General features: G+C 56.3%; 12 protein-coding genes. 1 reads left to right on the top strand and 11 read right to left on the bottom strand.

Annotated elements, in window-relative coordinates; all coding sequences use genetic code 11:
* Positions 1 to 6: 6 nt before the first annotated feature.
* The 7 genes from GCWU000341_RS04265 to GCWU000341_RS04245 form a co-directional block, all read right to left on the bottom strand.
* Positions 7 to 852 carry a carbohydrate ABC transporter permease gene (locus GCWU000341_RS04265; protein WP_009214536.1) on the bottom strand — a complete coding sequence of 282 codons (846 nt, stop codon included), beginning with the start codon at positions 850 to 852 and terminating at the stop codon, positions 7 to 9.
* Positions 849 to 1,718: a carbohydrate ABC transporter permease gene (locus GCWU000341_RS04260; RefSeq protein WP_009214535.1), complete on the bottom strand. Its 870-nt coding sequence runs from the start codon at positions 1,716 to 1,718 to the stop codon at positions 849 to 851. The genes GCWU000341_RS04265 and GCWU000341_RS04260 overlap by 4 nt, the downstream gene beginning before the upstream one ends.
* Positions 1,715 to 3,040, bottom strand: coding sequence for an ABC transporter substrate-binding protein (locus tag GCWU000341_RS04255; protein ID WP_155812636.1), 1,326 nt, complete (start codon positions 3,038 to 3,040; stop codon positions 1,715 to 1,717). Before GCWU000341_RS04255 ends, GCWU000341_RS04260 begins: the two co-directional genes overlap by 4 nt.
* A 42-nt stretch (positions 3,041 to 3,082) precedes the next feature.
* Complete coding sequence (locus GCWU000341_RS13435; RefSeq protein WP_242651625.1) at positions 3,083 to 3,187, bottom strand: DUF6219 family protein; 105 nt, start codon at positions 3,185 to 3,187, stop codon at positions 3,083 to 3,085.
* Positions 3,184 to 3,318 carry a hypothetical protein gene (locus GCWU000341_RS14080; RefSeq protein WP_009214533.1) on the bottom strand — a complete coding sequence of 45 codons (135 nt, stop codon included), beginning with the start codon at positions 3,316 to 3,318 and terminating at the stop codon, positions 3,184 to 3,186. Before GCWU000341_RS14080 ends, GCWU000341_RS13435 begins: the two co-directional genes overlap by 4 nt.
* Positions 3,319 to 3,353: 35 nt before the next feature.
* Complete coding sequence (locus GCWU000341_RS04250; RefSeq protein ID WP_155812632.1) at positions 3,354 to 5,480, bottom strand: DUF2264 domain-containing protein; 2,127 nt, start codon at positions 5,478 to 5,480, stop codon at positions 3,354 to 3,356.
* A gap of 185 nt (positions 5,481 to 5,665) precedes the next feature.
* A complete protein-coding gene (locus tag GCWU000341_RS04245; RefSeq protein ID WP_009214531.1) occupies positions 5,666 to 6,463 on the bottom strand; it encodes a DUF7402 domain-containing protein in 798 nt (265 codons plus the stop codon).
* A 205-nt stretch (positions 6,464 to 6,668) separates the two neighbouring features.
* On the opposite strand from GCWU000341_RS04245, the gene GCWU000341_RS04240 reads away from it, so the two are divergent.
* Positions 6,669 to 7,337: a 3'-5' exonuclease gene (locus tag GCWU000341_RS04240; RefSeq protein ID WP_040653622.1), complete on the top strand. Its 669-nt coding sequence runs from the start codon at positions 6,669 to 6,671 to the stop codon at positions 7,335 to 7,337.
* Positions 7,338 to 7,550: 213 nt separating this feature from the next.
* Here GCWU000341_RS04240 and ppdK read toward each other — a convergent pair whose 3' ends face one another.
* The 4 genes from ppdK to GCWU000341_RS04220 all read right to left on the bottom strand — a co-directional run bounded on the left by ppdK (position 7,551) and on the right by GCWU000341_RS04220 (position 12,701).
* Complete coding sequence (ppdK, locus tag GCWU000341_RS04235) at positions 7,551 to 10,181, bottom strand: pyruvate, phosphate dikinase (protein WP_009214528.1); 2,631 nt, start codon at positions 10,179 to 10,181, stop codon at positions 7,551 to 7,553.
* 232 nt (positions 10,182 to 10,413) lie between these two features.
* Entirely contained in the window at positions 10,414 to 11,106 is a 693-nt protein-coding gene (locus tag GCWU000341_RS04230; RefSeq protein ID WP_009214526.1) for an HAD family hydrolase, read from the bottom strand.
* Complete coding sequence (locus GCWU000341_RS04225; protein ID WP_009214525.1) at positions 11,094 to 11,939, bottom strand: bifunctional 5,10-methylenetetrahydrofolate dehydrogenase/5,10-methenyltetrahydrofolate cyclohydrolase; 846 nt, start codon at positions 11,937 to 11,939, stop codon at positions 11,094 to 11,096. The genes GCWU000341_RS04230 and GCWU000341_RS04225 overlap by 13 nt, the downstream gene beginning before the upstream one ends.
* Before the next feature lie 99 nt (positions 11,940 to 12,038).
* Complete coding sequence (locus GCWU000341_RS04220; protein WP_009214524.1) at positions 12,039 to 12,701, bottom strand: cyclodeaminase/cyclohydrolase family protein; 663 nt, start codon at positions 12,699 to 12,701, stop codon at positions 12,039 to 12,041.
* Positions 12,702 to 12,810 lie beyond the last annotated feature (109 nt).

Genomic DNA, 12,810 nt, shown 5'->3' with positions numbered 1-12,810 from the left:
TCTCACTCAGCCTTTCACCGAGCCCTGCATGAGACCGGAGAGCAGGAAATTCCGAAAGAGAACGGCGAGCAGCGCGGGGATCAGAAGAGAGAGGATTCCGGAGGCGCAGATCAGGCCGTAGCTCACATCATTCCTCCCCATGAAATCCGACAGCACAAGCGTCAGCACCCGCTTCTCCGGAGAGGATATGAGAATCAGGGGGATCTGAAACTGGCCCCAGCTCATGAGAAAGAGCATGAGGGACACCGTAAGAAGGATCGGTCCGGAAAGAGGCAGAATCACGCGGAAAAAGAGCTGCCTCTCCGTACAGCCGTCCACCCTCGCCGCGTCGTAGAGCTCATCCGGTATCGCGCTGAAGTAGTTCATCATGATCCAGGTGATCAAAGGCAGGAAGGAGGAGACATAGACGATGGCCGCCCAGATCCTTTTATCCAAAAGCCCCAGCTTGGAAAAGACAGCATAGAGCGGGATCAATGTGGCGAAGGCCGGGATGACGGTCGTGAGCACGAGAAGCCTCAGGATGAAGATCCTGCCCCGAAACTCATAGCGGGAGAAGGCATAGGAGGCGGGAAGAGCCGCGAAAATCCCGATAAAAATGCAAAGAAGGGACAAAAAAACCGAATTTCCGATGCCCTGAAGGAGGATTTGTCCCACCCTTTGAGAATGGTCCAGAAGCTCCCGGTAGTTTCCGAGATAGAGGGAGGGCGGAAGCAGTCCGCCTCCCCTGTGAAAAAGCTCATACTCCTCTGTCAGGCTTAAAAGGAAGCACCAGAGAATGGGCCCCAGCGAAAAGAGGAGGAAGAGAAGGGAAAAGACATAATAGAAGAGCCGCTCACTCCATTTCTCCTTCATCGGCTTCGCTCCTTTCCGATCCTTTTGATATAGAAATAGCCGAGAAGCCCGGAGGAAAGCAGGATGAGATAGCTGATGGCGGAGCCAAGCCCCAGATCCAGAAAACGAAAGCTCGTCCGGTAATGGTAGACCAGAAGGGTCGAGAGCTCATAGCGGTCTCCGGAGAGCGCCAGGAGCTCATCGAAGACATTGATGCCCGCCATGCTGGTCTGAAGAAAAAGGATGGGGAAGATCGGGAGGAGCAGGGGAAAGCTGATCGCCCAGTACTCCTGAAAGCGGCTGCTGCCGTCCACCCTGGCCGCCTCATAGAGCTCTGTCGGAATCGCCTGAAGAGAAGAAAGAACCAGGATACTGCCAAAGGGAATCACCCGCCAGACCACGACCAGGGCCGCGAGAAGGAGCGCCGAGAAACGATTCTCCGTCCATGGAAACGGGGCTGAGATCAGTCCGAGTCCGAGGAGGATCCGGTTCGCAAGACCATAGCCGGGGTAAAAGATGAATCTCCAAAGAATTCCGTTCACGAGCGGCGGCAGAGCCCACGGGATGATTGCCGCTGCCGTCAGGACGGAATTCAGGGGAGATTTCCGGTTCAGGAGAAGCCCCGTCAGCATGCTGACGGGGAAGGCGATCAGGAGCACGAAGAAAAGCACGAACACGCTGTTTGAAAGCGCGGTCCAGAACTCCGGGGAGCTCAGGATGCTCCGGTAATTATCGAGTCCGATGAAGCGAATGTCATAGCTTTCCGTCAGCCGGTACCTCTGCATACTGAAGAGAAAGGTGCGGATCGCCGGGTAGAATACGGTGCTTCCCATGATGAGGAGGCAGGGGGAAAGCAGAAGCCAGGGCGTCAGATTCTCTTTTTTCATCCTTCTTTTACAATTTTATTGACCTTTTCCACCAGCTGATCCGCAGCTTCCTCCGCGCTCAGCTTTCCGTTTGCCATCTGATTTATGGTATTGAAGATCTCCGTGCTCATCCTCGTATAGTAGATCGGGACGCCATTCGGGAAGGGGCTCTCTATCCTCTTCGCGAGCTCCAGCATTGCCCCCGGATTCTGAATCTTTCCATCCTTTAAGAGCTTCTCCAGGACAGAGGTTCTGGTGGGCAGATTGGAGATCTCCTCATAGAGCTGATACTGCACCTCCGGTGAGCTGTACCATTCCACGAACTTTTTGGCCCCCTCCGGATTCTTGCTGTAGGGGGAGATTCCCACAGCCTCCGCAAAGGGCGTCGTGACTTCCGCCTGGGCCTCCTTTCCGGGGAGAAGGATGGGGATCACCTGTCCCACCACCTTGGATTTTCTGGGATCATTGACCGCCATCACATTCGAGGAGGGGCCCACCATAAATGCCGCCTCTCCGTTCCGAAGCCGCGGGAAGGCCTCCGACACCGCGCGGTTTGCCGGGTCGGACAGTCCCTCCCGGTTGATCTCATCCAGAATGCTAAGGGCATCCAGCGCCGCCTCGCGGTTTAGGGTATTGTCCTCATTGAAGACCTTCCCGTCCAGGGTATAGGCCAGCCAGAGGAAGGTCGTCGTCGACTTCTCATCCGCGCTCATGGGATTCGAGACCGGGTATTCACAGATCCCCTTCTCCTTTAAAAGCTTCGCATCGGAGATGACCTCCTTCCAGGTCTTCGGGGGCTCGCTGATCCCTGCCTGGTCGAACATGCTTTTATTATAATAGGCGATCCGGTAGTCATTGGAATAGGGAACGGCATAGAGCGTCCCGTCCACGGAAAAGGTCTTCGCGCTCAGCATATCGTCCATATCCTCCTGAGAGAGGGAAATCGGGGCGATCCATCCCGCCTTCTGAAACTCCCCGACCCAGGACCAGTCCACCTCGAAGACATCCGCCGCCGCTGTCTTCCCGGCCGCGGCGGTGGAGATCTTGTTTCGGATATCGTCCCAGCCGGTCGTGAGCACATTGACCTTTACGCCGGACTGCTCCTCAAAGTCCTTCAGCATCTCCTCCGTCGGGACTCCCCAGTCCGGGATCATAAAGGAGATCTCGGAAGCGGCCTTTCCCTGCTTTTCGCTCTCAGACTCCGCCTTTTCCTCCGCTGCCGCGCTGCTCCCCTTCTTCTGCTCCGCATCCTTCGCGCTTCCCTCCTGCGTCTTTCCTCCGCAGGCATAAAGCAGCGAAGAGGCGAGACAGAGGCAAAGAGCCGCCCTTCGTATTGTCTTCATCCTATCCTCCGTTCTTCTCCGCTTCCGTTCCATGATGCCGCTTTACTTCTTTCCGCCGCCGATCAGCCGATAGCCGCTCAGCATGGCCATCAGCATACAAAACGTGGCCGCGATGGCCCAGAATTTGTGACTTTCCATCTTCTTCATCTCTCATTCGCCTTTCCGGCGAAGGCCCCGCAGATCAATACGCCGGTCCTCCGCGCTTCCTTTTCCTTCCGCTCCCCTCCCCCGGGCGCTTTCTCCCGGAGAAAAGCGGAGCGGTCCAACGCGCCTATCATACAACATTTTCCGGGAAAAGGGGAGGGATAAGGTCTCAGAGCATCATCCGTCCCTCTATTCCGAGAAAGTCAATTTCCTTTTTCCTCCCGTCCTTAAAGGACAAAAGCAGCGGCCCATAGCCTCCCTTTTTCTCCGGATCAAAGAAGCGGATGCTCTCCAGCGGGAAAAGCTCCTCCGGGCTGAAGTCCTCCGGAGCGTCCCGGCATAGTACCTGGGAAATACAAAAGTAGTCCTCATAGCTGTACTGCTTCAGGCAGTCCGCTTCCGCATAGACGAGGATCGAGTTCTCGGAATCCGGATTGCAATCCCTCTGCCGAAGATAATCCAGTCGGGAAAATCCGAAAAAGATGCTCATGGCAAGCTGCTTCGCTCTTCCCCGGCTGTCCCTTCCCTTAAGAATAAGGGCCTGCCAGTCCCCCTCTTTCTTTCGCAGGATTTCGCTTCCGTTATCCGGAAAGCCATAGGCCCCCAGGCGGATCCGAAGCGGCCTTTGGAAAAGCCGGAGCTTATCCGCGCGAAAGAGCCCCTCTGCCACCGGAAAATCCGCGAGATTGATCCCCTGAAGCCAGTGATATTCCTTTTCCGATGAGAAATCAAAGAACTGCCTCCGGTACAGTACGCCATCCTTCTGCCCCGCAAAAAAGCAGGCGTTGGCCGTGGAAACCGAAGAAAAGCTGAGATCCTCCAGTGTGTACTGCTGGCTCTCGATCCTCGGATCGCTTCCGGCCTCCCAGGGATACTTCGTATTATAGGAGAGCTTCCCGTAGTTCCAGATCCCGCTCCGGTCCCCTGCCTTCTTCAGGACCTTCCCCGTCCGAAGCTCCGTCATGCCGTTGCTGCCGTGATTCACACAGCAAAGTCCGGGACCATAAAGGCAGTACTCCCGGTTCTCTCCCCTTTTCAGCTTCTCCCAGCCTCCATTCGTTTCCCTCTCCGTCCAGAAGGGATGCTCCTTCGGAAGGCAGAGGCAGAGGAAGGCCTTTCCCAGCCAGAAAGGGGATGCGGCGCAGGAATAAGGCTGAATCAGGGGAGGAAAGGAACGATAGAAGCCAAGGCATGGGATCCCCTGATAAAACACATCCTCTCTGCTCAAAAACTGGAGGAGAGAGCCGGAGGAAATCCGGCGGGAAAGGCCCGGATCCGCCGAAGGATTTCGGAGAAAGAAATTCGCGGCAAAGGCGCTGGTCGCGGCATTTCGATAGATATTGCTTCTCCCCCACATATTGGTATATCCGTCCCGATCGAAAAAGGCGGGCAGGCTCTCCATCATCTGATTGGCATGCTTTTCGAAATAAGCGGAAAGCTTCGCTTCCTTTCGATAGCCGTACCAGAGATTCCAAAGCGGAGCGTAGACATTGAAGGCCCAGACCGAATAGTAGTCAAAGCACTGTCCGTCCCGGTACCATCCGTCTCCGGCGTAATAGTTTAAGACGGCCTGTGCATGATCCCGCATGAGGCCTTCCTCGATGGGATAGCCCTCCCGCTCGAGAAATGCGAGGGCAAGCATATTGAAAAGCCGCCAGTTCTGGGGGACGGTATTTCCCTCGGCATAGCCCCGGATAAAAGCCGCGATCCGGTCCTTTTCCGGGCGGCTGTAGCTTTGCCAGATTAGCTCCCGGCAGGCCCAGAGGCAGATCACGAGGGCACAGACCTCCACCGTCTGCTGGTAGACCCGAAAGGGATTTTGCTGCTCCCCCATGGCCTCCATCGCCGCATAATCCAGGACATAGGCGGGATCCTCCGGATCGCAGGCCCGAAGAAGCTGAGCGCGGTAATACTCCGAAAGCGATATTCCTGCGATCTTAAGCTCCGGCTCCTCCTTTAAAAGCGGGGCCGCAATGAAAAAGGAGCGGGCCAGTCCCTCGAAATACTCCGCCTGCACCTTGTGAGGCGGAGTATTTCGATTGGGATAGCTGATTGCATATTCGTATCTCGGCATGAGAAGAGGAGCCCTCGGGTCCTGAACATTCCGGAAAATTCCGTTTAAGAGAAACTTCCCTGCTGAAATCCAGCCCTCTCTGTTTAATCCGGTATAGGGACTTAGCTCCCAGTCCGGATCCCGCACGGAAAAGGAAGCCTGCTCCGCCTCGCATTTTTCGGTACAATTTCCCCGGGGCCCGGCAGCAGACCTGCAGCTCCTGACTTCAGAGGATTGTTTCATTGTGCTCTCCTTATCCATCTCCCTCTTCAAAAGTTTTTCCCTTCACAGGAAGCGAAAGACTCTCCTATCCTCATAGCTGCTTATAGAAGTACGGCGCCTGTTCCGTCTCATCCGCTCACGGAAGCACAGCGTCTGTTCTCTCTCCTGATCGGGCTTTATTCCGTAATATGCTCCGGTTTGGACGCTCAGCGGGAGGGATATCCATACGCCTCCAGCTCCGTCAGTGCCGGAAAGGGACTGGGATCATCCGCCGGGATCAGCTCCCGGAGACAAAGAGAGCGAATTCCCTTTTTGTCCACCGGAAAATGCTGCCCCTCTCCGTTTCTCTTCTCCAGATCCAGGGAAAGACTGCTGCCGTCCGAAAAGCTCAGCTCCGCCTTCACCCACCAGTTGTCGTGCGGAAAATCCGCACGGGTATAGAGCACCAGCTCCCGAAGATCCACCGGCCTCCCAAATTCAAGATGCCACTCGGCGTCTGCTCTTCGGTTGATGCCCCAGGACTGATACGGCCACCTTCCGTGTCCTTGGCAGAGCTTCACACCGTCTATCGCATTTTTAGCGGCAAATACCGCTTCTCCCCGGGTCTCCACATTGGCATGGGCATGGGGGAAGATGCCCGTCTCCCCATGCTGATCATAAGGATTCAGGGCGAGGTTTCTGTAGGCGCCATCCTCCTCCGGGGAAGCCTCCCGGAGATACAAAAGGCCTGAGCCCTTCGTGAAGGCCATGGGCGGATATGTGGATGCCGCCTCCCCGAAGGGAATCTCATAGCGGAAGCTGTCCTTTTTGGCATAGAGCAGCACCTCGTCGAGACAGGCGTCCAGCCGGACCCGGTATGCCTTTCCCGGCACGAGCCCGCTGAGCAGGATAAAGTCTCCCTCCTCATAGCAATCCTGATAGAAGAGCCCGGGCTCACTCCCCTCGGAAACTGCCTTGCACTGTCTTTTCTCCCGATCCCAGATTTCAATCCTTCCCCGCATCATATCCAATCTCTTCCTTTCCTCTTCTTACGCAGAGCTCCTCAGCTCATCCACAGGAATCATTCTACCATAACGAAAGGATAAAAGGGACTGCGGCTTCCCCGAAAGCGGAAAAGAGGGGGCAGAGCCTTGCGGATCCTGTTTTCGAATGCTATGATCTCCCTGCGGAGAAATGTGCCGCGTGATCGGAAAGAAAAGAGGAAACGCCTTGAATTATTTGGTCCTGGATCTTGAGATGTGCAAGGTCCCCAGGGAATATCAGAGCAGGGGCTACCTTTGCCCCATGGAGATCATTCAGATCGGCGCGGTGCTCCTGGACGAGAGCTTCCGGAATATGGAGGAGATCAGTCTCTACGTGCACCCGGAGCACGGCGTGATCGACCGCTTCATCGCAAATCTCACCGGTATCCAAAGGAGACAGGTGAAGGAGAGCAAAAAGCTCCGGGAGGCGCTTTTGGAGCTTGAGCAGAGAGTCTCGGAGAAGGGGGAATATAAGATTTATACCTGGAGCGGGAGTGACTACTCTCAGCTTCGTCGGGAGCTGGATCTGAAGGAGATTTCGGAGGAGGCGATCGAACGCTTCATGGAGCAGGAGCGCTGGGTGGATTACCAGAAAATTTTCGGGGAGCGCTACCGCCTCGGGCGGAAGGTAAGCCTGGAGGAGGCGCTCTCTCTCTGCGGGATCACGCCGGATGGAAAGGCCCATAACGGCCTGGATGACTCCATCAATACCGGATATATCATCGAAAAGCTGGAAAAGGACCCTGATTTTCAGCTCATACACTATGACGGAAAGGAGAAGCTGGACAGTGAGCCCATGCGCTTCGGCCTTGGCTCCCTGCTCGCGGGAATCCAGCTGGACGACAGCAAAGGCTGACACAGCATTGTTTCCATTCCATCCCGGATCCTATTCCGCTTTTCGCGTTTTCTGTGATTCCTCCCGGCCCTCTTTCCGGCTTTTATAAGCTATACGGAAATAAAGTACCGAAAGCATAGATAAAGCACTGAAAGCATAAAAGGAGCTGCCGAATCTCTTCGGCAGCTCCTCTCTCATGAAATACGGCAGCTCAAAGACCGATGCCCTCAGGATCTACCTGGGGTTCCTGATCTCCGCCTGTGCGGCTGCAAGCCTCGCCACCGGCACACGGAAGGGGGAGCAGGAGACATAGTCCAGTCCGATGTCATGGCAGAACTCCACGGAGGAAGGATCTCCGCCGTGCTCTCCGCAGATTCCGACATGGAGCTTCGGATTCGCGGGTCTTCCGAGATCGACCGCCATCTTCATAAGCTTCCCTACGCCCTCCTGATCGAGCTTTGCGAAGGGATCCGACTCGAAGATCTTCGCGTCATAGTAGGCGTTTAAGAACTTACCGGCGTCGTCTCTCGAGAAGCCGAAGCACATCTGCGTGAGATCATTCGTCCCGAAGCAGAAGAAGTCCGCATCCTTCGCGATCAGATCCGCGGTGAGGCAGGCTCTCGGAATCTCGATCATGGTTCCCACCTGGTAGCTTAAGCTGCTGCCCGCCGCCTTGATCTCCTGATCCGCGGTCTCGACAACCGTTTTCTTCACATAGCGAAGCTCCTTGTCCTCGCAGGTCAGCGGGATCATGATCTCCGGCTCGAGCTTCCAGTCCGGATGCTTCTTCTGCACATTGATCGCAGCGCGGATAACGGCTCTTGTCTGCATCGCGGCGATCTCCGGATAAGTCACAGTAAGGCGGCAGCCTCTGTGTCCCATCATCGGGTTGAACTCATGAAGGGAGCTGATGATATCCCGGATCTCCTGGACCGTCTTCTTCTTCGCCTTAGCGAGCTTCTCGATCTCGGCCTCCTCGGTCGGGACGAACTCGTGCAGAGGCGGATCCAGGAAGCGGATCGTCACAGGATTCCCCTCCAGGGCCTCATAGATGGCCTCGAAGTCACCCTGCTGATAGGGCAGGATCTTCGCCAGGGCCTCCTCTCTCTCCTCCACGGTGTCGGAGCAGATCATCTCCCGGAAGGCCTCGATCCTCTCCGGATCAAAGAACATATGCTCCGTCCGGCAAAGGCCGATGCCCTCCGCCCCGAGCTCTCTCGCCTTCTTCGCATCTCTCGGCGTGTCCGCATTCGTCCGCACGGCGAGCTTCCGGAATTTATCCGCCCAGCCCATGATGCGGCCGAACTCCCCGGCGATCACCGCGTCCACCGTCGGGATCAGTCCCTCATAGATATTTCCGCTGGTTCCATCGATGCTGATGAAGTCTCCCTCATGGAAGGTCTTGCCGGCGAGCGTGAACTTCCGGTTCGCCTCGTCCATGACGATATCGCCGCAGCCGGAGACGCAGCAGGTTCCCATGCCTCTCGCAACGACAGCCGCGTGGCTCGTCATACCGCCGCGGACAGTCAGGATGCCCTGGGCGGACTTCATGCCGGTGATATCCTCCGGAGAGGTCTCCAGACGGACGAGGACGACCTTCTCTCCTCTCTTCGCCCAGTCCACCGCGTCATCCGCCGTGAACACGACCTTTCCGCAGGCGGCTCCCGGAGATGCGCCCAGTCCTCTGCCCAGCGGCGTCGCAGCCTTCAGGGCCTTCTGGTCAAACTGCGGGTGCAGGAGGGTATCCAGATTCCGGGGATCGATCATCGCGACCGCCTCCTTCTCCGTCCTCATGCCCTCGTCCACCAGATCACAGGCAATCTTCAGCGCAGCCTGCGCCGTCCTCTTTCCGTTTCTGGTCTGCAGCATATAGAGCTTTCCGTGCTCAACGGTAAACTCCATATCCTGCATATCCCTATAGTGCTCCTCCAGGGTCTTGCAGACTGAGACAAACTGCTGGAAGGCCTCCGGGAACTTCTGCTCCATCTCCTTGATGTGCATCGGGGTGCGGACACCGGCCACGACATCCTCTCCCTGTGCATTGGTCAGGAATTCGCCGAAAAGTCCCTTCTCCCCGGTCGCCGGATCCCTGGTAAAGGCCACGCCGGTGCCGCAGTCATCTCCCATATTTCCAAAGGCCATGGACTGCACATTGACCGCCGTCCCCCAGGAATAGGGGATATCGTTGTCACGGCGGTAGACATTGGCGCGGGGATTATCCCAGGAGCGGAAGACCGCCTTGATCGCGCCGTAGAGCTGAGCCTTGGGATCATCCGGGAAATCGGAGCCGATCTTCTCTTTGTATGCGGCCTTGAACTGCTCCGCCAGCTCGCTAAGATCATCCGCCGTGAGCTCTACATCCTGCTTCACGCCTCTCTGGGCCTTCATCTTGTCGATCAGCTCTTCGAAATACTTCTTTCCGACCTCCATCACGACATCGGAATACATCTGGATGAAGCGCCGGTAGCAGTCCCAGGCCCATCTCGGATTCTTTGATTTCTCGGCGATGACCTTCACAACCTCCTCGTTGAGTCCCAGGTTCAGGATGGTGTCCATCATGCCGGGCATGGAGGCTCTCGCACCGGAGCGGACCGAGACCAGGAGCGGATTCTCATGATCCCCGAACTTCTTCCCGGTGATTCCCTCCATCTTCTTTACATACTCTTCGATCTGCGCCATGATCTCCGGATTGATCTCCCGCCCGTCTTCATAGTACTGCGTGCAGGCCTCCGTCGTGATCGTAAAGCCCTGCGGGACGGGGAGCCCGATATTGGTCATCTCCGCGAGGTTTGCCCCCTTGCCCCCGAGGAGCTCTCTCATGTCGGCGTTTCCTTCCGTGAACAGGTAAACCCATTTTCTAGCCATCGCTTAGCCTCCTAAAGTCATCTTGTCGCCTATCCTGGATCCGGAGATACTGTGATTCCGCTGTCTAAGACCCCGCTTCGCACCGCACTGAAAAAGGCGCAGAGGAAGAGCATTAAGACATGCCCCTCTTCCGTGCAGACGAAACAAGGTTTTGCGGGATCACCTTTGATATCCAAATTTCATTATAAACCAGGATATTTTTTCAGTAAAGGGCTATCCTGTCTGTAAGCGGTTACAGTTCAAAGAGCTCCTTCAGCGTCTCTGCCCTTCCATCCGAAAACACGAAACCATCCATCCCCGCTATAGACGCGGCCTCTATGTTCTCCGGCAGATCATCGATGAAGAAGCATTCCGAGGGCCGCAGGGAAAAGAGCCGGAAGAAGCGCTCGTAGATGATATCCTGCGGCTTAATGCAGCGGTGCTCCGCGGAAAAGAAAACGCCGTCATAGAGCTCCGGAAGCGGCATCACTCTCCGATAGCAGCCCGGAAGCCGAAGGCTCGCGTTGGAAAGGATAAAGATCCGCTGCCCCCTCTCGTGGAGGCCGCGGATAATTTCCGCAGTCCCGGGCTTTTCCCTCATATTATAGAGATGCCACTGGGAAAAGGCCTTTCTCGCAAGCTCCTTCGCCTCTTCCGAGGAGAGGCGGGGAAGCCAGCGCCTCTCCGCCTCCTCCTCTGAAATCAGACCGGCGTCCAGCTTCAGCCACTCCGAAGAGCAGAAAACCGTATTGTGGACCTCCCGGATCAGCGCTTCGTTCCCGCTGAATTTCCGGCTCACACGATCCTCATCGTAATCAATCAGGACTTTTCCCATGTCGAAGACGATATTTTTATAGCTTTTGATATTTTTCATCGCTCTCTTTTCCGGAATCTCTCTGCCCTCTCCGGGGATCAGCTCTTCCCGGCTGCTCCTTACTCTCCCCACTGGAGCTCTGCCGCCCGGATCAGATGCTTTGCGAGCACTGCCGTCGTGACGGAGCCGAGTCCTCCCGGCACCGGACTCAGCATGGAGGCCTTTTCCGTCATGGTATTGTAATCGCAGTCTCCGCAGAGCTTGCCCTCCTCGTCCATATTGATGCCGACATCGACCACGATCGCGCCCTCCCGGATATAGCTCGATCCGACGAACTTCGCCTTCCCGATCGCGACGACCAGGATATCCGCCTCCTTTGTGATCTCCTTCAGATTCTCGGACTTCGAATGACAGACTGTGACGGTCGCGTTCTCCTTCAGGAAAAGCATCGAGAGGGGCTTCCCCACGACCATGGAGCGCCCCAGAATGACCACTCTCTTCCCCGCGATCGGGATCTCATAGCCCTTCAGCATTTCAATGACGGCCTGCGCGGTACAGGGGGCGAAGGCCGAGGGCTCTCCCAGCATGACCCCCGCGATATTTTCCTTCGTAATGCAGTCCAGGTCCTTCTCCGGGCGGAGCTTTCGGAGAATCTCCTTCTCATTGATCTTGGGAGGCAGCGGTCTCATGATAAGAATTCCGTTGATCTCCGGGTCATCGTTGATGAAATCGAAGGCCTTCTGGAACTCCTCATCGCTCGCGTCCTCCGGGAGCTCATAGTCCTTTACCTCCAGGCCGAAATCAAGAAAGCGCTTCCGCACCCCCCTCTGATAGGAGATGTCCGCTTCCTTCGCCCCGACCCGGATGATCGCAAGCGTAGGAACCTTCCCGTGATGACTCTCGCAGCGCTTAAGGCACTCCTCCTTCAGCTTCTCCACAACCAGTTTTCCCCGTAATTCCTGCATTTTTCACCTCTTTCCGCCCCCTCCGAAAGACGGCCGATGCCGTCTTTCGAAGGGACCTTTCCTATCATCACACCGGCGATCCCGGCGTGGACATCCCGTCTATGATTCCAGGCTCTTTTCCACCATGCAGTAGATCTTCTCCGCGCGCTCAGCCCCCTCCTTTTTCAGGCTGAGAAGCTTCTCCTTTGTCTTCTCCGCAAAGTCGCGATCCTTCATGGCCTTTACATTGATGATGACATTCATCGCGCCCCCGAGGACCGCGGTATTCAGAAATTCCGCGCTGACTCCGGCATCGGAAACCGCAATCCGGGACCCTCTCTCCGCCAGCTCCTCGACGAGCAGAAGCGCCTTTACCGCGGTCTCCATGATCTCCAGCGGCACAAGGCTCGCCTCATGAAGGCATTTCTCCATGATCCTGTCCTTTTCCAGGCGCTGCTCCTCCGTCTCCTTCGGGAGTCCGTAGGCCTTTGAGAGCGGCAGAAAGACCTCCTCATCCCTCTCCGCAAGGCGCATGAAATCCTCCTTCAAAACGGAGAGCTCCTTCATGATTTCCCCGAGCCTCTCCTCAAAGTCCGCATAGCGCTTCTTTCCCGTCGTCAGATTCCCGACCATCATTCCGAGGCATACGCCGCAGGCTCCGGAAAGAGCGGACGCTCCTCCTCCGCCGGGGATCGGAGATGCGGAAGCGAGCCTCGTCAGGAAATCACCGAGCTCCTGATCTCCCAGTCTCTTTGTCCCGGATTCCTTTTTTTCCTCTGCCATTTGCTTTCCTCCTTTATATGATGCTGTAAAAGTCCCATCCGATGAAGATCGATGCGGATGCCGCTCCTGCGAAGACAGATCCATAACCATCAGACAGGCAAATTATAAC

This window comes from Oribacterium sp. oral taxon 078 str. F0262, assembly GCF_000160135.1.
Taxonomy (GTDB): domain Bacteria; phylum Bacillota; class Clostridia; order Lachnospirales; family Lachnospiraceae; genus Oribacterium.
Note: the sequence above shows the minus strand (reverse complement) of the source record. Positions and strands in the feature narration are given on the sequence as shown.

Coding starts and splice junctions, on each gene's coding strand:
- GCWU000341_RS04265 (WP_009214536.1), bottom strand. CDS start 852: ATGAAGGAGAAATGGAGTGAGCGGCTCTTCTATTATGTCTTTTCCCTT.
- GCWU000341_RS04260 (WP_009214535.1), bottom strand. CDS start 1,718: ATGAAAAAAGAGAATCTGACGCCCTGGCTTCTGCTTTCCCCCTGCCTC.
- GCWU000341_RS04255 (WP_155812636.1), bottom strand. CDS start 3,040: ATGAAGACAATACGAAGGGCGGCTCTTTGCCTCTGTCTCGCCTCTTCG.
- GCWU000341_RS13435 (WP_242651625.1), bottom strand. CDS start 3,187: ATGAAGAAGATGGAAAGTCACAAATTCTGGGCCATCGCGGCCACGTTT.
- GCWU000341_RS14080 (WP_009214533.1), bottom strand. CDS start 3,318: ATGATAGGCGCGTTGGACCGCTCCGCTTTTCTCCGGGAGAAAGCGCCC.
- GCWU000341_RS04250 (WP_155812632.1), bottom strand. CDS start 5,480: ATGAAACAATCCTCTGAAGTCAGGAGCTGCAGGTCTGCTGCCGGGCCC.
- GCWU000341_RS04245 (WP_009214531.1), bottom strand. CDS start 6,463: ATGATGCGGGGAAGGATTGAAATCTGGGATCGGGAGAAAAGACAGTGC.
- ppdK (WP_009214528.1), bottom strand. CDS start 10,181: ATGGCTAGAAAATGGGTTTACCTGTTCACGGAAGGAAACGCCGACATG.
- GCWU000341_RS04225 (WP_009214525.1), bottom strand. CDS start 11,939: ATGCAGGAATTACGGGGAAAACTGGTTGTGGAGAAGCTGAAGGAGGAG.
- GCWU000341_RS04220 (WP_009214524.1), bottom strand. CDS start 12,701: ATGGCAGAGGAAAAAAAGGAATCCGGGACAAAGAGACTGGGAGATCAG.